The following is an 18,374-nucleotide window of genomic DNA, read 5'->3' as shown; positions in this document are numbered from 1 at the left end:
GCGTCGTGTGGCGCTGGTTCGTGCCGTCGCCCGGCAGGGCGAAGACGACCCGACGTAAGGACGAGTGGATGAAGTTTGGTAGGACCGGACGTATCGCGATTGCGGGCCTGGCTGTGGTTGCGGCCCTGGGACTGAGCGCATGCAGCGACGACAAGGGTGACAAGCCCGCCGCGAAAACCACCACCAGCGCCAAGGTTTCGACCTCGGCCGCTGCGAACCTGCCCGCGGTGCCGACCGTCGAGGAGCTCAACGCGCAGCTGAACACCGCGCTGGATCCCTCGATCCCGAACGAGCAGAAGCTGGACTTCGTGCAGGGTGGTTCGGCCGATCCCGAGCTGCCGAACCGGTTGGCCCAGGCGGCCAAGGACGCCAATGTGCAGGTGCAGGTCACCGAGGTGACCTCCTTCGGTGACAGCGTGAACGCCAAGGCCAACTTCACGCTCAACGGCCAGACCAATGTCGTCGATGTGCCGTTCGTGGCCGAGGACGGCAAGTGGAAGGTCCAGAAGTCGTGGGCCTGCGGCATGCTGACCAACCTGGGTCAGCAGTCGGTCGCCTGCGCCTGATCCCGCCGCACGGGCCCCGGCCGGAATCCGTTCCGGCCGGGGCCTTCGCGTATCCGGCTGTGTGGCAGCCGGTTACGTGCCGACCCGCAACGCGGCCCGGTCGGGATGATCCCAGCGCAGCGTCCACGTGGCGGCCTCGGGATTGTCGGCGGCGTGATCGCGCAGGGCGGGCAGCGTCCAGTGCTGATCGGGTGGGGTGCGGCGCAGCGCCGCCTGCTCGCTCAGTTCCAGGCGCACGGTGAGGTCGAAGTCGAGGCCGCGGCCGAGCAGCATCGGCCCGGCCAGAACCAGGACCAGGTCGGCCTGCGCCGTGCGGACCGCCGCCCGCGCCGATCGATCGCGTTGCTCGTCCCAGAGGGCGGGCAGCCAGCGACCGGACGACCGCACCGCGTCCAGGATCTCGCGGCGCACCGCCTCGTAGTCGAACCAGGCTGTGCGATACGACCATTCGTCGTCGCGCCCGTATTCCATCCGCAGCGACGCGGGCCGCACGAAGTCGTGCAGGGACACCACCTCCGCCGACCGGCCCCGCGCGGCGAGCGTGTCGGCGATCCGCCGGGCCAGCTCGACCGGCGCCGCGGCATCGGCGCCGTCGACGGCGAGCACGCGCCGCCCGGGCAACTCGGCCAGGCGGTCGGCGACGATCCCGGCCATGGCCGCGGGGGAGGTGGGCGTGAACGACGGCACCGCACTATCACAGCAAATTCCGCGGCGCAGCGCCGAGCCGGACAGACCGGGCGGTCGGCGACGGGATAATCTCGAGCACATGGCGACTATCGAAGAGGCGCTCGAGATCGAGCAGCTGGAACGGGACATCTTCCGTGGTGCGGCCACCGAGTCCCAGCTGACGCGCACCTTCGGTGGTCAGGTCGCGGGCCGGGCGCTGGTCTCGGCGGTGCGGACCGTCGACCACTCCTTCCAGGTGCACTCGCTGCACGGCTATTTCCTGCGGCCGGGCAACCCCGAGGAACCCACCGTCTACCTGGTGGAGCGCATCCGCGACGGCCGGTCCTTCTGCACCCGCCGGGTCACCGGTGTGCAGGACGGGCAGGCGATCTTCACGATGTCGGCGTCGTTCCACCGCGGCGACGAGGGCCCGGAGCACCAGGACGTGATGCCCGAGGTCGAAGGGCCCGACCTGCTGCCCGACGCCAGCGTCACCATGAGTCCCGAGCGGCTGTGGGCGATGCGGGAATGGGAGCACTGGGACATCCGCACGGTCCCGTCGGACCAGGTCGCCCAGCGCGAGGGCTACGTCTCCCAGCAGCAGGTGTGGTTCCGGTACCGCCACAAGCTGCCCGACGACCCGCTGTTCCACGTCTGCACCCTCGCCTACATGAGTGATATGACGCTGCTCGGCTCATCGAAGGTCGCCCACCCCGGCGAACCGACCCAGGACGCCTCGCTCGACCACGCCATGTGGTTCCTGCGCCCGTTCCGCGCCGACGAGTGGCTGCTCTACGACCAGTCCTCGCCCTCGGCCGGGTTCGGTCGCGCGCTCACCGGCGGCAAGATCTGGGATCGCGAGGGCAATCTGGTCGCCGCGGTCGTCCAGGAGGGTCTGATCAGGACGCCGCGTCACAAATAGGCCGCCTGCCCTGACCGTGAGCGGGCGCACACCGGCCCGGCTCGTAAGCTCAGCGCCTGTGAACGCATCCTCCGCTGCCGCCCGGCCGACCATCGGCGTCCTCGCGCTCCAGGGTGACGTGCGCGAACACGTTGCCGCGCTGGAACACTGTGGCGCCGACACGGTACTGGTGCGCCGCGAATCCGAGCTGGCCGCCGTCGACGGGCTGGTGCTGCCCGGCGGTGAGTCCACCGCCATCTCCAAGCTGCTGGAGGCCTTCGAGCTGCTCGAACCGCTGCGCGCGCGACTGCGCGACGGGATGCCGGCCTTCGGCTCCTGCGCGGGCATGATCCTGCTGGCCTCGGAGGTGCTCGACACCAGGGCCGACGCCAAGCACCTGTCCGGGATCGATATGACGGTGCGCCGCAACGCCTTCGGTCGCCAGGTCGACTCGTTCGAGACCGACCTCGACTTCACCGGCCTCGACACACCGGTGCGGGCCGTGTTCATCCGCGCGCCGTGGGTCGAGCGGGTCGGCGACGGCGTCGAGGTGCTGGCGCGGGTTCCGCACGGTCCGGCGCAGGGCCGCATCGTCGCCGCCCGGCAGGGCAACGTCGTGGCGACCTCGTTCCACCCCGAGGTCACCGGCGATCTGCGGGTGCACGAGCTGTTCGTGGACCTGGTGCGCAACGCTCGGTGAACGCCCGCGTCCACGGTCGCGCGCGGTCCGAGTAGGCTGGATCGAGCTTGTCCGCCCGGGCAGACGCGCAACCGACCTGAAGGAAGTAGGGCATGAGCGGCCACTCCAAATGGGCCACCACCAAGCACAAGAAGGCGGGAATCGACGCCAAGCGCGGCAAACTCTTCGCCAAGCTGATCAAGAACATCGAGGTGGCGGCCCGCACTGGTGGTAGTGACCCTGCGGGCAATCCGACGCTGTACGACGCCATCCAGAAGGCGAAGAAGTCGTCGGTCCCCAACGACAACATCGAGCGCGCCCGCAAGCGCGGTGGCGGCGAGGAAGCCGGCGGCGCCGACTGGCAGACGATCATGTACGAGGGCTACGGCCCCAACGGTGTCGCGGTGCTGATCGAGTGCCTCACCGACAACCGCAACCGTGCCGCGGGCGAGGTCCGTGTGGCGATGACCCGCAACGGCGGCAACATGGCCGACCCGGGTTCGGTGTCGTACCTGTTCGGCCGCAAGGGCGTGGTGACCCTCGACAAGAACGGGCTGACCGAGGACGACATCCTCGAGCACGTCCTCGACGCGGGCGCCGAAGAGGTCAACGACCTCGGTGAGTCCTTCGAGATCATCAGCGAGCCCGGCGATCTGATCGCCGTGCGCAGCGCCCTGCAGGCCGCGGGCATCGACTACGACTCCGCCGAATCCGGCTTCCAGGCGTCGGTGTCGGTCGCGGTCGACGCCGAGGGTGCCCGCAAGGTGCTCAAGCTGGTCGACGCGCTCGAGGACAGCGACGACGTGCAGAACGTCTACACCAATGTCGACATCTCCGACGAGGTCGCCGCCGAGCTCGACGACGAGTAGATCAGGCAGTACCGCGCAACCGCCCCGGCCGTGACATCGGCTGGGGCGGTTCGTGTTTCGGCTAGAGCACGCGCTGCTGGTAGTAGCCGGCCATGGCCGGGTAGTAGTCGGCGAAGTCCGGTCGCTCGGTGTGGGTGCAGGCGGCGACGAACATGTCCGCGTAGTACTCCCAGCCCGGACCGATCTGCGGGATCTCGGTCAGCTGGTACTCCGAGGTGAGGTGGTGGACCAGGCGTACCTCGGTGGCCGCTCCGGTGTCGAGCAGCGTCACCTCCAGCCGCCACACCCCGATTTGGTCGGTCGCGGACAGGCCGAGGTGGATCGGCGGCGTGCAGTCGTCGATGTTCATCCCGGTCCACGGCTCGCCCTCCTCGAACCGCATCTGCACGCTGATGGTGTTGCCGGTGCCCGCGTCGCCCTCCCAGGCGCCGTACCAGGCCACGGTCAGGTGCGGGTCGGTCAACCGCGCCCAGACCTCCTCGATCGGCAGTCCCAGGGACCGGGTGATCACCAGATCACGGCCGTCGGATGTCGGCAGGACCTCGCCGGTGGGTGTGGGCATGCGCGGTTCTCCTCGACTCGGTGGAGCGACGATCTGCGACGGTGTCGACGGTACGCCGCGCTATCCGGTGCTGTCGTGCTCGGCACGGCCAGCACAATGGACCTGTGACACGAATCGAGGCGGTGCGCGGGGACATCACCGAACAGCGGGTCGACGCGGTGGTCAATGCCGCCAACTCCTCGCTGCTGGGTGGTGGCGGCGTCGACGGCGCGATCCACCGCAAGGGCGGTCCGGAGATCCTGTCCGCGTGCCGCGACCTGCGCGCCTCGCACTACGGCAAGGGCCTGGCGACCGGTCAGGCGGTGGCGACGACCGCCGGGACGGCTGCCCGCGCGCTGGGTGATCCACACCGTCGGCCCGGTGTGGTCGGTCGCCGAGGACCGCTCGGACCTGCTCGCCTCCTGCTACCGCGAATCCCTGCGCGTGGCAGACGAACTGGGCGCCCGCGCGGTGGCCTTTCCCGCGATCTCCACCGGGATCTTCGGCTGGCCGATGGACGACGGCGCCCGCATCGCCGTCGACACCGTCCGATCCGCCGAGACCGCGGTGGAGCAGGTGCGGTTCGTCCTGCTCGACGACCGTGCGCTCGCGGTCTTCCTCGCGGCACTGACCTAGCCCGAGCTGCCGGATCCGGCGTGACGGAAAGGTTCTCGACGTCGACTGACCGCTGGGGCCGGATCGTGTCCCTGCCCGGCTGTCGCGCCGGGGCGCTCGTGTCGCTGGTCGGTGGCCGCGGCGGGATGCTCTAGACTTTCGAACAACTGTTCGTGTCTTCGAAGGGGCTGCCGGTGCGGGTGATGGGCGTCGATCCCGGGCTCACCCGGTGCGGGCTCAGCATGGTGGACAGTGGGCCGGGGCGCAAGGTCGTCGCGCTCGACGTCGGGGTGGTGCGGACACCGCCCGAAGCGGAGCTGGCGTTGCGGCTGATGGCCGTCGCCGATGCCGCCGAGGAATGGATGGATACGCACCGTCCCGAAGCCGTCGCCATCGAACGAGTCTTCGCCCAGCACAACGTGCGAACCGCGATGGGGACCGCGCAGGCGGGCGGCGTGATCGCGCTGGCCGCGGCACGGCGCGGGATCAAGGTCGCTTTCCACACGCCCAGTGAGGTGAAGGCCGCCGTCACCGGCAACGGCACCGCCGACAAGGCACAGGTCACCGCCATGGTGACCCGGATCCTCGGGTTGCAGGTCGCCCCGAAACCGGCCGACGCCGCCGACGCGCTGGCCCTGGCGATCTGTCATTGTTGGCGGGCGCCGCTGATGGACCGGATGGCGGCCGCGCAGGCACAGGCGGACGAGGTCCGCCGCCGCTACGAACAACGGCTGGCCGAACAACGGAAGGTGGTGCGCGGGTGATCGCGTCGGTACGCGGCGAGGTGCGCGAGATCGCGCTCGACCATGTGGTGATCGAGGCCGCGGGGGTCGGATACCGGCTCAATGTCACGCCGGCGACGCTGGCCGGGCTCAGCCGCGGCGAGGAAGCCCGGTTGTACACGGCGATGATCGTGCGCGAGGACTCGATGACGCTGTTCGGCTTCGCCGACACCGAGGCCCGCGACCTGTTCGGCCTGCTGCAGACCGTCTCCGGCGTCGGCCCGCGCCTGGCGATGGCCGTGCTGGCCGTGCTCGAGCCGGAAGCACTGCGAAAAGCACTGGCCGAGAGCAATGTCGCCGCGCTGACCAGGGTCCCCGGCATCGGCAAGCGCGGCGCCGAACGCATGGTCGTCGAACTGCGCGACAAGGTGAACCTGGTGCCGGTGCCCGCGGGCCCGCCCGGCGCGCAGGTCCCGGTCACGCCGGTGCGCGAGCAGGTCGCCGAAGCGCTCGTCGGTCTCGGTTTCCCCGCCAAACAGGCCGAACAGGCCGTCGACACCGTGCTGGCCGACCAGCCTGCCGCCACCACCTCCGTTGCCCTGCGCGCCGCCCTCGGCCTGCTCGGCAAGAACAGGTAGGTCATGGACGACTTCGAGACCGACGACTTCGAGACCGACGAATCCGCGCTCACCGCGCGGTATCTGCACTCCGACGGCGAAGCCGAGACCGGCCTGCGCCCCACCTCGCTCGACGACTTCATCGGCCAGCCCCGGGTCCGCGAACAGCTCGCCCTGGTGCTGCGCGGCGCCAAACAGCGTGGAGCCACCCCCGACCACGTGCTGCTGTCGGGCCCGCCCGGCCTCGGCAAGACCAGCATGGCGATGATCATCGCCGCCGAACTCGGCACCGCTTTGCGCATCACCTCGGGGCCCGCCCTGGAGCGCGCGGGCGACCTCGCCGCCATGCTGTCGAACCTGGTCGAAGGCGATGTGCTGTTCATCGACGAGATCCACCGGATGGCCCGCCCCGCCGAGGAAATGCTGTACCTGGCGATGGAGGACTTCCGCGTCGACGTGGTGGTCGGCAAGGGTCCGGGCGCCACCTCGATCCCGCTCGACATCGCCCCGTTCACCCTGGTCGGCGCGACCACCCGATCGGGCGCGCTCACCGGCCCGCTGCGCGACCGCTTCGGCTTCACCGGCCACATGGACTTCTACGAACCCGGCGAACTGCTGCGGATCCTGCAGCGTTCGGCCCGCATCCTGGGCGTGCAGATCGACCACGACGCCGCCGCCGAGGTGGCCGGACGCTCCCGCGGCACGCCACGCATCGCCAACCGCCTGCTGCGCCGGGTCCGCGACTTCGCCGAGGTCAGGGCGGACGGCGTGATCACCCATCCGATCGCGATGGCCGCGCTCGAGGTCTACGACGTCGACGTGCTCGGCCTCGACCGGCTCGACCGCGCCGTCCTCGGCGCGCTGGTGCGCGGGTTCGGCGGGGGACCGGTGGGTGTGTCCACGCTCGCGGTCGCCGTCGGCGAGGAAGCGGCCACCGTGGAAGAGGTGTGCGAGCCGTTCCTGGTGCGCGCCGGACTGGTCGCCCGCACACCCCGCGGCCGGGTCGCGACCGCCGCCGCCTGGGAGCACCTCGGGCTGGTGCCGCCACCGGATCTGGTCATCGGCGCCATCGAAGTGCGTGGCCGCGAACCACACCCGAGCATGGATCTGCTCGACTGAGCCGGTCGACACCGGGCGGGCGCGGTGCCGGATCGTCGTCTACTGTCGGCCCTGTGGCAGTCCATGCGGTGGTGCAGCGCCTCCCCGAGCCGTTGCGTTCCCAGCTCCTGAAGCATCGGGAGCTCCTGAAGTTCGCGGTGGTCGGCGGAATCACCTGGTTCATCGACACCGGTGTCGTGTACGCGGTGAAGCTGACCGTGCTCGGCGAGAAGCCGCTGACCGCGCGGTTGCTCGGCGCGCTGATCGCGACCATCGCCTCCTACATCCTCAACCGCGAATGGTCCTTCCGCACCCGCGGCGGCAGGCAGCGCAGTCACGAGGCCGCGCTGTTCTTCACGATCAGCGCCCTCGGCATCGGCGTCACCATGATTCCGCAGGCCATCTCGCTCTACGTGCTGAATCTGCGGGTGCCGCATGTGGATCCGGTGGTGCAGGCGGTCGCCAACTTCGTGTCCGGGCAGATCCTCGGCGTGCTGCTGGCGATGGCGTTCCGCTTCTGGGCGTTCCGCCGCTACGTCTTCCCGGACGACCTGCGCGAAGCCGAACTGCACAGCATCCAGGGCTGAGCTGTGTCCTCGGCGGCTGGTGCCGCGGGTTCTCGGCCGCCTAATGCCTGCGCTCGGCGTGCTCGAGCGCGGTGATCACCAGGTCGATGAACGCGTCCACTTCCTCGCGGGAGTACCCGCGGGTGCCCAGCCGGGTGTCGGTGAACCGGACGCCGCGCACGTCTTCCGAGGTCAGGCTGCCCGGGCCGTTGTGGGCCAGCGTCGCAGCGACCAGATCGAGGAACGCGTCGACCTCTTCCTCGTGGTAGCCGCGCCTGCCGACCGCCGACTGGCTGAACCGCATGCGGTGCACGTCGTCGGGAGTGAGCATCTCCGCGACGTCGTCGCCGAGCCGGGCCGCGGGCACCGGGGCGCCGCCCTTCTGGCGGTATTCGAGCTCGGTCCTGACCCGGTCGAGGAAGTCGTCGACCTGATCGGCCTGATAGCCGCGGCCGCCGAAACGCGGTGCGCCGAAGTGCACGTGACGAATGTCGTCGGCGGTGAGGGCGCCCTGGCCGTCGAGGGTGGCCGAGACCAGTTCCAGGAACGCGTCGACCTCGTCCGCGTGGTAGCCGCGATGTCCCAGGGTCGGCATGGCGAAGTGGGTGCGGCTCACGTCGTCGGGCGTCACAGCGGTCATTGTGTCAGGATTGCCCTTCTATCCCACGGGTTTTCGTCATCGCGCAGCAACTCGAACGCCCTCGATGAACAGCCGCCGTACCGCGTGACTGTACACCGCCAGCAGCGCCGGATCCGGGGTTCGCATGCCGTGCACGATGCCGGCCACCACCATCCCCATCGCCGCTTTCGCTGTCGTGGCGGTATCCAGGTCAGGGCGCAGATAACCCAGTCGGACACCGTGGTCCAGATAGCCGGAGATGACGATCTCGGTGCTGTCGACCAGACCGAACACCCGGGCGGTGAGCTCGTCGTCTATGCCGGTCGCGTGGAACAGCAGCAACTGCGGTACCCGTGGGTCCTCGAGCAGCACGCGGTTGAGCGCGTCGCCGATCCGATCCAGCAGTTCGGCGTACTCGTCGAGGGTGGTCGCGGTCTCGGGGCTCAGCTCGTTCTCCAGTGAGGTGAAGATGCGGCTGGTGATGTCGTCGATGACGTGGTCGATGATGTCGCGTTTGTTGGCGAAGTACCGGTAGAAGGTGCCGTGGCCGATGCCGAGGCGCACGGCGATGTCGGCGATGCCGGTGGCGTGATAGCCCTTGTCGGAAAAGCAGTCGAACGCGGTATCGATGATCTCCTTGCGCAATTCGGCTTTGCGCTGTTCGACGCGGGCGGATGGCTTCGTCACCTCGCCGATGTTACTGTCGCCGCAAGCGGAATGATGTGTCATTCTGTAACAGACACCTGATGTATGTGGAGGTTCGGCGTGGCACCTCAGTTGGACGCGGTCGTGGTCGGGGCGGGATTCGGCGGCATCGGCGCCGCCATCGAGCTCGACCGGCTCGGACTGCATGATTTCGTCATCCTCGAGCGTGAGGACGACCTCGGCGGTACCTGGCATGTGAACCGGTATCCCGGCCTCGCGGTCGACATCGCCTCTGTTACCTACTCCTACTCCTTCGAGCCGAATCCGCACTGGACCCGGCTGTTCGCCCCCGGCGCCGAGCTCAAGAAGTACGCCGAGCACGTCGCCGACAAGTACGACCTGCGCAGGCGGATGCGGTTCGGCACCACAGTCGACGGCGCGCGCTGGGACGAGGACAACCAGCAGTGGGTGGTCTCGATCGCCGGCGGGGAGACCGTCACGGCGCGCTACCTGCTCGCGGCGACGGGGTTCCTGTCCCAGCCCTACACTCCGCCGTTCCCCGGCATCGAGTCCTTCGCCGGCAAGATCATCCACACCACCGACTGGGACGCCGGCTACGACCTGACCGGGCGCAAGGCCGCCATCATCGGCACCGGGGCCACCGCGGTCCAGCTCGTGCCCGAGGTGGCCAAGAAGGTCGACGCGCTGACCGTCTTCCAGCGCACGCCCATCTGGGTGGTGCCCAAGGTCGACGCCCCGATTCCCGGCGTCGTCCAGGAGATGTTCGCCAAGGTGCCGCTGACCCAGAAGGCGGCCCGGCTGGTCAACACGGGCATGCTCGAGGCGCTGATGGTCGTCGGCGTGCTGCACTACGCGCAGGCCAAGCCGCTGAACAAGGCGGCCGCCGCGCTGGCCAAGGCGCACCTGTTCGCGCAGGTACGCGACAAGGACACCAGGGCCAAACTCACCCCGCACTACGACTTCGGCTGCAAGCGCCCGACCTTCTCCAACCAGTACTTCAAGACGTTCAACGAACCGCACGTGCGGCTGGAGACGAACTCGATCGACCACGTCGAACCCGACGGCATCGTCACCGCGGACGGGCACAAGACCGAGATCGACACCCTGCTGCTTGCCACCGGCTTCAACCTGTGGGACGTGAACTTCCCGGCCATCGAGATCGTCGGCCGCGACGGGGTGAACCTCGGAAAGTTCTGGCGCGACAACCGTTTCCAGGCCTACGAGGGCATCACCGTGCCCAAGTTCCCCAACTTCCTGAGCCTCAACAGCCCCTACTCCTACAGCGGGCTGTCGTACTTCACCACCATCGAGGCGCAGATGAAGCACATGGGCAGGCTGTTCACCGAGCTGTTCCGGCGCGGGGAGCGGACCTTCGAGGTCACCGAGCGGGCCAACGCCGAGTTCCTGGACCGGGTCACCGGCAAGCTGGGCAGCTCGGTCTTCTACGGCGGTGACTGCGCCACCGCGCGCAGCTACTACTTCAACCAGCACGGTGAAGCGGCGCTGCTGCGCCCGACCAGCACCGCCAACGCGCACCGCGAGGCGGTCACCTTCCCCCTCGACGACTACACCTACGGCCGCGCCTGAGCGGCCACAGCGCACTGCCCGGCCCCGGATCGCGTCACCGCGGACCGGGGCCGTTTTCCCGCGCGCGTCGGTGTCCGGTGTGTCGCCGCGGCCGGGAACTGGCAGACTGTCAGGCGTACTTGCACGTCCACCACTGACTAGGGACTGACTTCGACGATGGACTTCCTGTTTCCGCTGCTGATCCTCGCCCTGCTCGTGCCGATGTTCTTCGGTATCCGCAAACAGAAGCGGGAGGCCGAGAAGGTCTCGAGCATGCAGGAGGGTCTGAAGGTCGGTGACCAGGTCATCACCACGTCGGGCCTGTACGGCACCGTCGTAGACCTCGACGACACCACCGTCGACCTGGAGATCGCCGAGGAGGTCGTGACTACCTGGCTGCGTCAGGCGATCCGTGAGGTGCGTGCCGAGGAGCAGGCGGCCGAGGAGACCACCGCCGCGACCGACGCCCCCGTCGAGGAGTCCGCGGATCAGACCGAGACCCGGCTGACCAAGGACTGATCACTCCCGTCATCGCCGGGTGCGCGCGCTCCGCGTCGCGCACCCGGCGCGGGCACTGCCGTGCCCACCGTTCCGACCTCGACTTCCGCCTAGGAGATGACCTGCTGTGCCACCTTCCCAGGGATCGGCGCATCCGTTCCGGCTGCTCGGCGTCTACGCCGCGCTGCTGGCCGTGATCTACGCGCTGGTGTTCTTCACCGGTGATCATTCCCCCACGCCCAAGCTCGGTATCGACCTGCAGGGCGGCACCCGCGTCACCCTGACCGCGCGCACCCCCGACGGCAGCAGGCCGAGCCAGGACAGCCTGAAGAAGGCCCAGGAGATCATCGAGAACCGGGTCAACGGTCTCGGCGTCTCCGGCTCCGAAGTGGTCATCGACGGCGACAACATCGTCATCACGGTGCCCGGCGAGGACAGCCAGCAGGCCCGCGCGCTGGCCACCACCGCCAAGCTCTACATCCGTCCCGTGCTGGCGGCCACTCAGCCGCAGGCCGGTGGCGCCCAGGTGCCCCCGACCCAGCCCGGCGCACCGCAGACCCCGGCGACGGATACCCCCGCGCCCGCTGAGACCACCGCTCCCGCGGCAGGCGAGCCGACCACCCCGGCCCCGCAGTCGCGGGTGTTCCCGGCGCAGGCACCGCCGACGCCGACCCCGGCTCCCGGTGGCGGCAGCATCCAGCAGCAGCAGGCCAAGGAGATCGCCGACGCCAAGGCGCTGCGGCAGAGCACCGATCAGGCCGTGCAGCAGGTCGCCGTGGCGAGCATGGACTGCACCAAGCCCGACCCGCTGGCAGGCAACGACGACCCGGCGCTGCCGCTGGTCACCTGCTCGCAGGACGGCACCGAGGTGTTCCTGCTCGGCCCCAGCCGCATCGATGGCCAGGAGATCGCCGACGCGACCTCCGGCCTGAACGCTCAGCAGGCCCGGCACGAGGTGAACCTGGAGTTCAAGTCCGCCGGTGCCGACGCCTGGTCCGATCTGACCGGTGAATACGTCTACAAGCGGGTCGCGTTCGTGCTCGACTCGAAGGTGGTCAGCGCCCCGCAGGTGCAGCAGGGTCCGCAGCTGGGCGGGCGCACCTCGATCTCGGGCAGCTTCACCGCCGACAGCGCGGCCGAGCTGGCCAACACGCTGAAGTACGGTTCGCTGCCGCTGTCGTTCCAGACCTCGGAAGCCGAGACCGTCTCGGCCACCCTCGGCCTGTCCTCGCTCAAGGCGGGTCTGCTGGCAGGCGCGGTCGGCCTGATCGCGGTGCTGCTGTACTGCCTGCTGGTGTACCGGATGCTCGGTCTGCTGGCCGGGTTCTCGCTGCTCGCCGCCGGTGCCGCCGTCTACGGCATCATCGTGCTGCTCGGGCGCTGGATCGGCTTCACCCTCGATCTGGCCGGTATCGCCGGTCTGATCATCGGTATCGGCCTCACCGCCGACTCGTTCGTCGTGTTCTTCGAACGCATCAAGGACGAGATGCGCGAGGGCCGCAGCTTCCGCTCGGCGGTGCCGCGCGGCTGGGCAAGGGCGCAGCGCACCAACCTGTCCGGTAAGACCGTCAGCCTGATCGCCTCGGTCGTGCTGTACCTGCTCGCCGCCGGTCAGGTGAAGGGCTTCGCCTTCACCCTCGGTATCACCACCGTCCTCGACGTGATCGTGCTCTACCTGGTCACCGCACCGCTGATGATGCTCGCCGCGCGCTCGCCGTTCTGGGCGAAGCCGTCGGTGAACGGTCTCGGCTCGGTGCAGCAGATCGCCAGGGAACGCGGTGCCGGCCAGGCTCGGCCGAAGGAGATGTCACGATGAGCAACACCCATCCCACCGCGGAATCGGTGTACCTGGACAAGGCCGAGCCGTCGCAGGGCCCGAAGCACGGGTTCTTCGAACGTCTCTACACCGGCACCGGCGGATTCCGGATCGTCAACCGGCGCAAGTTCTTCTACGCCCTGTCCGCGGCGATGCTGCTGATCTCGCTGCTCAGCATCGCCGTGCGCGGCTTCACCCTCGGCATCGACTTCGAGGGCGGCTCGCGCATCCAGATCCCCGCGGCCGACAACGTCAGCACCCAGCAGGTGGAAGACGTCTACGCCGAGACGCTGGGCCACGGACCGGTGACGGTGCAGAAGGTCGGTTCCGGCGCGGCCGCCACCATCCAGGTGCGCTCGGAGACCCTCGACGCGACCCAGACCGAGCAGGTCCAGACCGCGCTGTTCGAGGCGTTCCAGCCCAAGGACTCCAACGGTGAGATCAGCCGCAACGCCATCAGCATCGCCGAGATCAGCGAGACCTGGGGCGGGCAGATCACCCAGAAGGCCTTGATCGCGCTGGTGGTGTTCGTCGCGCTGACGATGATCTACATCGCGATCCGCTTCGAACGGGACATGTCGATCGCGGCGATCGTGTCGCTGTTCTTCAACCTGATCGTCACGGCGGGCATCTATTCGCTGGTCGGTTTCGAGGTGACGCCGGCCGCGGTGATCGGTCTGCTCACGATTCTGGGTTACGTGCTCTACGACAATGTCGTCGTCTTCGACAAGGTCGAGGAGAACACCCGCGGCGTGCTGCATCTGAACAAACGCACCTATGCCGAACAGGCGAACCTCGCCGCCAACCAGACCCTGATGCGCTCGATCAGCACGACCGTCATCGGCATCCTGCCGATCATCGGCATGCTGGTGATCGCGGTGTGGCTGCTCGGCGTCGGCACGCTGAAGGACCTCGCGCTGGTGCAGCTGGTCGGCATGATCGTCGGTGCCTACTCCTCGATCTTCCTCGCCGTCCCGGTGCTGGTGTCGATCAAGGAACGCTGGGGTCCGGTGGCCGCGCACACCAAGAAGGTGCTCGCCAAGCGGGCCGGCGGCGGGGTGGGCCCCCGGGTGCCGGTGGCCGCAGGCGCCACCCGTGGCCCGCGACCGACCGACGCGTCGGCGCCGCGTCCGGGCGCGCGGCCCAGCGGGAAGCGGCACAAACGAAGGAACTGACGGCGACAGCAGGGGGTCTCATCATGCGACGCGGCACGATTCGACTGATCACCGTGCTGGCCACGGCGGCCGTCACCAGCGGCTTGGTGGCCGGATGCTCGAGCAAGAACCAGGTGCCCTCCATCGGGTACGCCGTCGACGCGGCGGTCGCCAGCTACAACGGCGGTAGCACGCTCGGGGCGAGCAGCGGCGCCGCCGCGGTGTTCGGGCGGGTGCTGACCGGGTTCTTCTACACCGGACCCGACGGTCAGCAGGTCGCCGACACCGACGCGGGCACCGCGAAGGAAGTGCCGGGCGAGACGCAGACCGTGCAGTACCGGCTGAACCCGGACGGGGTGTACTCCGACGGGGTGCAGACCTCCTGCGACGATCTGGTGCTGGCCTGGTCGGCGCGCTCGGGCCGGTTCACCCGCCCGGGCGACCGCGGCCCGGTCCCGCTGTTCGACGCGGCGAGCACCGCGGGCTACGCCGATATCGAGCGGGTCGACTGCCAGCCGGGCTCCAAGGACGCCACCGTGGTGTTCCGCCCCGGCAGGCACTACCTGCCCTGGCGGACCCTGTTCACCGCGGCCGAGCTCATGCCCGCGCACGTGGTGGCGCAGGCGGTGGGCGTGCCGAACGTGGTGAACGCGCTGCAGACCGGTGACGGGGCCGTGCTCGGCCGGATCGCCGACTTCTGGAACTCCGGCTGGGCGATGAAACCGGGTGGGCTCGACCTCACCAAGTTCCCGTCCTCGGGGCCGTACCGGATCGAATCCTTCAGCGCGAAGGACGGTTTGGTGCTCGTCGCCAACGAGAAGTGGTGGGGGAGCGCGCCGGAGACCAGTCGGATCGTGGTGTGGCCCAAGGGCACCGACTATGCCGCCAAGGCGAAGGAGAACGCGCTCGGCGTGGTCGACCTGGGCGCCGGGTCGGTCTCGGACCTGAAGCTCGACGGTTTCGAGGAGCAGACGATCGCGAGCCGCAGCGCCGAGCAGCTCGTGCTCGCCACCGGCGGCGTCTTCGGGCCGCCGGAGGTGCGCCGCGCGTTCGCTCAGTGTGTGCCGCGGCAGGCGCTGTTCGACACGCTGGGCAAGGCGGGGGAGGTCCCGCAGAGCGGTCTCGGCGCAGGGCCGTTGAACGCCCATGTGGTGCAGCAGGATTCGCTGTACTACCCGGCGGTGATCGGCGCCGCCGACCGGTACCGGGGCACCGATATCCCGGCGGCCACCGCGACCCTGGCCTCGGCGCGCGCCGCGCAGCCGACCGTGCGGATCGGTTACCTGGCGCCGGATGCGCGCCGGGCCAAGACGGTGGCGATGATCGCCGAATCCTGCCGTGGTGCGGGCATCAGTGTGGTCGACGCGGGCGCACCGGACTTCAGCCCTGCCCGGCTGTCCGAGGGTGCGGTCGACGCGGTGCTCGGCGGCACCGCCGCAGTTCCCGGGCCTGCCGGATCGACCACCGGCGTCGCGGCGTTCGCGGCGTTGCGGACCGGTAGCGGCCTCGATGTCGGTGGCTTTGCTAATGGTCGCTACGATGCGATCACCGATCAGCTTGCGGGAGAGACCAACTCGACCGTGACGCTGAACCTGCTGACCGAGGCCGAGAACCTGCTGTGGGCGCAGCTGCCGAGCATTCCGTTGTTCGCGACGCCGCGCACCATCGCCTTCGGCAACGGCATGCAGAACGGGATCGCCGGGCCGACGCAGGCCGGTACCGGCTGGAACATGGATCGCTGGGTGTTGCAGCGATGAGTAGTAGTGGCAGTCACGCGGGGCGTGACCGTGACGGAGAGGTGTCGATGAGCAAGCACGCGGTGGTCGAATCCGACGACCAGGTCAGTGAGCGGACCAGCAGGGCCGCCGACGCGGTGTCGCGGCTGACCCGCTGGCACGACGACTTCCCCACGCCGGGTGTGCGTTTCGCCGATCTGACCCCGGTGTTCGCCGATGCCGAGGGCTTCCGGGCGGTCATCGACTGCTTCGCCGCCGTGGCACCTGAGGCCGATGTCGTCGCCGGTGTCGACGCGCGTGGCTTCCTGCTCGGTGCGGGTGTGGCCGCGACGCTGGGCACCGGCGTGCTCGCCATCCGCAAGGGCGGCAAGCTGCCCCCGCCGGTGGTGTCACGCGAGTACCAGCTCGAATACGGTTCCGCCGCACTGGAGATCCCGGCCGACGGTGTCGAGCTCGAGGGCAAGCGCATCCTGCTGCTCGACGACGTGCTCGCCACCGGCGGCACCCTCGCCGCCGCGGCCGCGCTGTTCAAGGAAGTCGGCGCCGAGGTGGTCGCGGCCGCCGTCGTGCTGGAACTCGAGTTCCTGAAGGGCCGCGAGCACCAGGGCGATTACCCGCTGACGTCCATCGTCAAGCTGTAGGCCTCAGCGGGGTGCCCGCCACATCGGCCACAGCGGCGGCCCGTCGGGAATGCGGAGCTCACCGGTGACGGTGAAGCCGAAGCGTTCGTACAGCGGGACGTTGTCGGGGTTGCTGGATTCGAGGTAGGCGGCGGCGCCCTCGGCATCGATGCGGGCGAGTCGCGAGCGCAGCAGGGCGCTGCCGTACCCGGCGCCACGGGCTTCGGGGGTGGTGCCGAGCATCGCCAGGTACCAGTGCGGGTCCTTCGGGTGGTGGTGTTTGATCAGGTCACCGACGGTCTTACCGGCCTGTACTCGCCGCCCGAACGCACGGATCAGCCCGGGCATGACGCGCAGGTCGGTGGCGATAGTGCTCTGCCAGCGGTTCGGCGGGGTCCACATCGCCACCCCGGCGACTGTCCCGTCCTCGTGCAGCGCCAGATCGGACGCGTCGAGCGGGAAGAAGACGTGCCGTGCCACCGCCCGGAAGAACCGGGGGAGTCCGGCGGCTCGCCTGCGCTCGTCCGGCAGGATCCAGCTCATCACCGGGTCGTGCCGGAAGGCCGCGCCGAGCGCGTCGGCGGCTGCCCGCACGTCACCCCGCTCGGCGGCACGTACTCGCTTCGGCTCCGACATCACAGTCCTCCGGCTTCACTGGTACGGCCATCGACGAGGGCCCGGTGCCCAGGTTAGCGTTCCACTCCGACAGGACCGGCGCTCACGACCACCGGTAGCGGACCGGTCCGAGCTGCCCGCCGCGCACGGTCGCCCGGCAGATCTGTTCCTTCAGCAGGGCGGCGCCGCCATGGGTGAGCACCAGCTGGGGGAGCGGACGGTCGGTGAAGTCGGTGAACTGGACGAGCGCGTTCTTGCGGCCCAGACTCACCGCCTGGCCGATGTACCTGCGGCGCAACGGTTTCGGTGAAAGTCCGGCGCGCAGCCGCAGGACCGTCTCGGCGGCGTGGATACCGGACGGGATGGCGGCCTGACAGCTCATGCGCAGCGGGTCGGCGCCGAGGGCGACACCGTCACCCGCCCCGACGATCGCCGGAGATGTTGTGCTGAGCAAGGTTTCGTCGACCAGCAGTGCGCCGGATCCGTCGACCTCCATGCCGCTGCCACGGGCGAGATCCGACGGGGCGAAGGCGGTGGTGGTGACGGCGAGATCGGTGGACAGCACCGTGCCGTCGGTCAGGGCGATCTTGCGGTCGCCGATCTCGGCGACCGCGACCTGTTCGACGACGGTGACGCCCAGTTCCGCCAGCGCGATGCGCAGCAGTACCCGCGCCGCGGCGGACAGGCTGTGGCCCAGCTCGCCGGTCACCAGATGCACACGCGCCGAACCGTTCTCGGCCAGCTCGGCCGCGACTTCGATCCCGGTGAGCCCGCCGCCGACGACGGTGACCACCGCACCGGATGGCAGCGCACGCAAGCGGTGCCGGGCTCGCTCGGCTTCGGTCCAGGTACCGAGGGAGACCGCGTGCTCGGCGGCCCCGCGGATATCGTGGGCGTCGGAATGGCTGCCCGGCGTGTAGACGAGGTGGCCGTAGGACAGTTCGCGCCCGGAACCGGTGTGTACCACGTGGTTTCGCTCGTCGATCACCGACACGGTGTCGATGGTCAGGTGCACGCGGGTGGGCAGGACCGCGCGCAGTGGCCGCCGCGCCGGATGGTTGCCGGCGACGTACTGGTGCAGCCGGATGCGCTCTACGAAATAGGGGCTCGGGTTCACCATCGTGACACGGACACCGTCGACAGCGGCCAGTCGTTTCGCGGCGCTGATCCCGGCGTAGCCCGCGCCGACGATGACGACGTCAGCGCTCATGTCCCTCCCCTTGTTCGCGATCGTCTTCCACGAT

20 protein-coding genes and 1 pseudogene are annotated in these 18,374 nt (G+C 69.4%); 15 read left to right on the top strand and 6 right to left on the bottom strand.

Annotated elements, in window-relative coordinates; genetic code table 11:
- The first annotated feature begins 68 nt into the window (after positions 1–68).
- Complete coding sequence (locus tag IEY60_RS03880) at positions 69–566, top strand: WKL family lipoprotein (protein ID WP_189023835.1); 498 nt, start codon at positions 69–71, stop codon at positions 564–566.
- A 72-nt stretch (positions 567–638) separates the two neighbouring features.
- Here the strand turns inward: IEY60_RS03880 and IEY60_RS03875 are convergent, their stop codons facing one another.
- Positions 639–1,253 carry a nucleoside/nucleotide kinase family protein gene (locus IEY60_RS03875; protein WP_189023833.1) on the bottom strand — a complete coding sequence of 205 codons (615 nt, stop codon included), beginning with the start codon at positions 1,251–1,253 and terminating at the stop codon, positions 639–641.
- 79 nt (positions 1,254–1,332) lie between these two features.
- Here IEY60_RS03875 and IEY60_RS03870 point away from each other — a divergent pair, with 79 nt between their 5' ends.
- The 3 genes from IEY60_RS03870 to IEY60_RS03860 all read left to right on the top strand — a co-directional run bounded on the left by IEY60_RS03870 (position 1,333) and on the right by IEY60_RS03860 (position 3,681).
- Positions 1,333–2,154, top strand: coding sequence for an acyl-CoA thioesterase (locus IEY60_RS03870; protein ID WP_189023831.1), 822 nt, complete (start codon positions 1,333–1,335; stop codon positions 2,152–2,154).
- Positions 2,155–2,212: 58 nt separating this feature from the next.
- The gene (gene pdxT / locus IEY60_RS03865) at positions 2,213–2,833 is read left to right on the top strand and encodes a pyridoxal 5'-phosphate synthase glutaminase subunit PdxT (RefSeq protein WP_189023829.1); all 621 of its coding nucleotides are present in this window, start codon (positions 2,213–2,215) and stop codon (positions 2,831–2,833) included.
- Between the two features lie 92 nt (positions 2,834–2,925).
- The gene (locus IEY60_RS03860; RefSeq protein ID WP_189023827.1) at positions 2,926–3,681 is read left to right on the top strand and encodes a YebC/PmpR family DNA-binding transcriptional regulator; all 756 of its coding nucleotides are present in this window, start codon (positions 2,926–2,928) and stop codon (positions 3,679–3,681) included.
- A gap of 61 nt (positions 3,682–3,742) precedes the next feature.
- Here IEY60_RS03860 and IEY60_RS03855 read toward each other — a convergent pair whose 3' ends face one another.
- On the bottom strand, positions 3,743–4,243 hold the full coding sequence (locus tag IEY60_RS03855) for an SRPBCC domain-containing protein (protein ID WP_189023824.1): 501 nt from the start codon (positions 4,241–4,243) through the stop codon (positions 3,743–3,745).
- Positions 4,244–4,347: 104 nt separating this feature from the next.
- Between IEY60_RS03855 and IEY60_RS03850 the strand changes: the two are divergent.
- The 5 genes and pseudogenes from IEY60_RS03850 to IEY60_RS03830 all read left to right on the top strand — a co-directional run bounded on the left by IEY60_RS03850 (position 4,348) and on the right by IEY60_RS03830 (position 7,861).
- Positions 4,348–4,858 (top strand): annotated as a pseudogene (locus IEY60_RS03850) (O-acetyl-ADP-ribose deacetylase).
- A gap of 173 nt (positions 4,859–5,031) precedes the next feature.
- Positions 5,032–5,601 carry a crossover junction endodeoxyribonuclease RuvC gene (ruvC, locus tag IEY60_RS03845; RefSeq protein ID WP_189024891.1) on the top strand — a complete coding sequence of 190 codons (570 nt, stop codon included), beginning with the start codon at positions 5,032–5,034 and terminating at the stop codon, positions 5,599–5,601.
- Positions 5,598–6,197 (top strand): Holliday junction branch migration protein RuvA, encoded by a 600-nt coding sequence (gene ruvA, locus IEY60_RS03840; RefSeq protein ID WP_189023815.1) that lies wholly within the window; start codon positions 5,598–5,600, stop codon positions 6,195–6,197. The genes ruvC and ruvA overlap by 4 nt, the downstream gene beginning before the upstream one ends.
- 3 nt (positions 6,198–6,200) lie before the next feature.
- Positions 6,201–7,295, top strand: coding sequence for a Holliday junction branch migration DNA helicase RuvB (gene ruvB / locus IEY60_RS03835; protein ID WP_189023813.1), 1,095 nt, complete (start codon positions 6,201–6,203; stop codon positions 7,293–7,295).
- Positions 7,296–7,348: 53 nt separating this feature from the next.
- Positions 7,349–7,861, top strand: a complete 513-nt coding sequence (locus IEY60_RS03830) for a GtrA family protein (RefSeq protein ID WP_229739522.1) — start codon at positions 7,349–7,351, stop codon at positions 7,859–7,861.
- A gap of 40 nt (positions 7,862–7,901) precedes the next feature.
- On the opposite strand, the gene IEY60_RS36340 is transcribed toward IEY60_RS03830, so the two are convergent.
- A complete protein-coding gene (locus IEY60_RS36340) occupies positions 7,902–8,480 on the bottom strand; it encodes a DivIVA domain-containing protein (RefSeq protein ID WP_189023811.1) in 579 nt (192 codons plus the stop codon).
- Positions 8,481–8,516: 36 nt separating this feature from the next.
- Entirely contained in the window at positions 8,517–9,146 is a 630-nt protein-coding gene (locus IEY60_RS03820) for a TetR/AcrR family transcriptional regulator (protein WP_229739521.1), read from the bottom strand.
- 78 nt (positions 9,147–9,224) lie between these two features.
- Here IEY60_RS03820 and IEY60_RS03815 point away from each other — a divergent pair, with 78 nt between their 5' ends.
- From IEY60_RS03815 to IEY60_RS03790, 6 genes are all read left to right on the top strand, one after another.
- Positions 9,225–10,712 (top strand): flavin-containing monooxygenase, encoded by a 1,488-nt coding sequence (locus tag IEY60_RS03815; RefSeq protein ID WP_189023807.1) that lies wholly within the window; start codon positions 9,225–9,227, stop codon positions 10,710–10,712.
- Positions 10,713–10,868: 156 nt separating this feature from the next.
- Positions 10,869–11,210, top strand: a complete 342-nt coding sequence (gene yajC, locus IEY60_RS03810) for a preprotein translocase subunit YajC (protein WP_189023805.1) — start codon at positions 10,869–10,871, stop codon at positions 11,208–11,210.
- A 106-nt stretch (positions 11,211–11,316) separates the two neighbouring features.
- Entirely contained in the window at positions 11,317–13,005 is a 1,689-nt protein-coding gene (secD, locus tag IEY60_RS03805; protein WP_189023803.1) for a protein translocase subunit SecD, read from the top strand.
- Positions 13,002–14,180 (top strand): protein translocase subunit SecF, encoded by a 1,179-nt coding sequence (gene secF / locus IEY60_RS03800; RefSeq protein ID WP_189023801.1) that lies wholly within the window; start codon positions 13,002–13,004, stop codon positions 14,178–14,180. Before secD ends, secF begins: the two co-directional genes overlap by 4 nt.
- Before the next feature lie 23 nt (positions 14,181–14,203).
- Positions 14,204–15,916 carry an ABC transporter substrate-binding protein gene (locus IEY60_RS03795; protein WP_189023799.1) on the top strand — a complete coding sequence of 571 codons (1,713 nt, stop codon included), beginning with the start codon at positions 14,204–14,206 and terminating at the stop codon, positions 15,914–15,916.
- 47 nt (positions 15,917–15,963) lie between these two features.
- Complete coding sequence (locus IEY60_RS03790; protein ID WP_189023797.1) at positions 15,964–16,536, top strand: adenine phosphoribosyltransferase; 573 nt, start codon at positions 15,964–15,966, stop codon at positions 16,534–16,536.
- Between the two features lie 3 nt (positions 16,537–16,539).
- Here IEY60_RS03790 and IEY60_RS03785 read toward each other — a convergent pair whose 3' ends face one another.
- The gene (locus tag IEY60_RS03785) at positions 16,540–17,151 is read right to left on the bottom strand and encodes a GNAT family N-acetyltransferase (RefSeq protein WP_189023795.1); all 612 of its coding nucleotides are present in this window, start codon (positions 17,149–17,151) and stop codon (positions 16,540–16,542) included.
- An 82-nt stretch (positions 17,152–17,233) separates the two neighbouring features.
- Positions 17,234–18,340, bottom strand: a complete 1,107-nt coding sequence (locus IEY60_RS03780; protein ID WP_189023793.1) for an NAD(P)/FAD-dependent oxidoreductase — start codon at positions 18,338–18,340, stop codon at positions 17,234–17,236.
- Positions 18,341–18,374 lie beyond the last annotated feature (34 nt).

The sequence above is a fragment of the Nocardia rhizosphaerihabitans genome (assembly GCF_014646295.1).
Taxonomy (GTDB): Bacteria; Actinomycetota; Actinomycetes; order Mycobacteriales; family Mycobacteriaceae; genus Nocardia; species Nocardia rhizosphaerihabitans.
Note: the sequence above shows the minus strand (reverse complement) of the source record. Positions and strands in the feature narration are given on the sequence as shown.

Bases quoted from the DNA above. Each gene is read 5' to 3' on its own strand.
- IEY60_RS03880 (WP_189023835.1), top strand. From the start codon at position 69: ATGAAGTTTGGTAGGACCGGACGTATCGCGATTGCGGGCCTGGCTGTG.
- IEY60_RS03870 (WP_189023831.1), top strand. From the start codon at position 1,333: ATGGCGACTATCGAAGAGGCGCTCGAGATCGAGCAGCTGGAACGGGAC.
- IEY60_RS03860 (WP_189023827.1), top strand. From the start codon at position 2,926: ATGAGCGGCCACTCCAAATGGGCCACCACCAAGCACAAGAAGGCGGGA.
- IEY60_RS03855 (WP_189023824.1), bottom strand. From the start codon at position 4,243: ATGCCCACACCCACCGGCGAGGTCCTGCCGACATCCGACGGCCGTGAT.
- ruvB (WP_189023813.1), top strand. From the start codon at position 6,201: ATGGACGACTTCGAGACCGACGACTTCGAGACCGACGAATCCGCGCTC.
- IEY60_RS36340 (WP_189023811.1), bottom strand. From the start codon at position 8,480: ATGACCGCTGTGACGCCCGACGACGTGAGCCGCACCCACTTCGCCATG.
- yajC (WP_189023805.1), top strand. From the start codon at position 10,869: ATGGACTTCCTGTTTCCGCTGCTGATCCTCGCCCTGCTCGTGCCGATG.
- secF (WP_189023801.1), top strand. From the start codon at position 13,002: ATGAGCAACACCCATCCCACCGCGGAATCGGTGTACCTGGACAAGGCC.
- IEY60_RS03795 (WP_189023799.1), top strand. From the start codon at position 14,204: ATGCGACGCGGCACGATTCGACTGATCACCGTGCTGGCCACGGCGGCC.
- IEY60_RS03790 (WP_189023797.1), top strand. From the start codon at position 15,964: ATGAGCAAGCACGCGGTGGTCGAATCCGACGACCAGGTCAGTGAGCGG.
- IEY60_RS03785 (WP_189023795.1), bottom strand. From the start codon at position 17,151: ATGTCGGAGCCGAAGCGAGTACGTGCCGCCGAGCGGGGTGACGTGCGG.
- IEY60_RS03780 (WP_189023793.1), bottom strand. From the start codon at position 18,340: ATGAGCGCTGACGTCGTCATCGTCGGCGCGGGCTACGCCGGGATCAGC.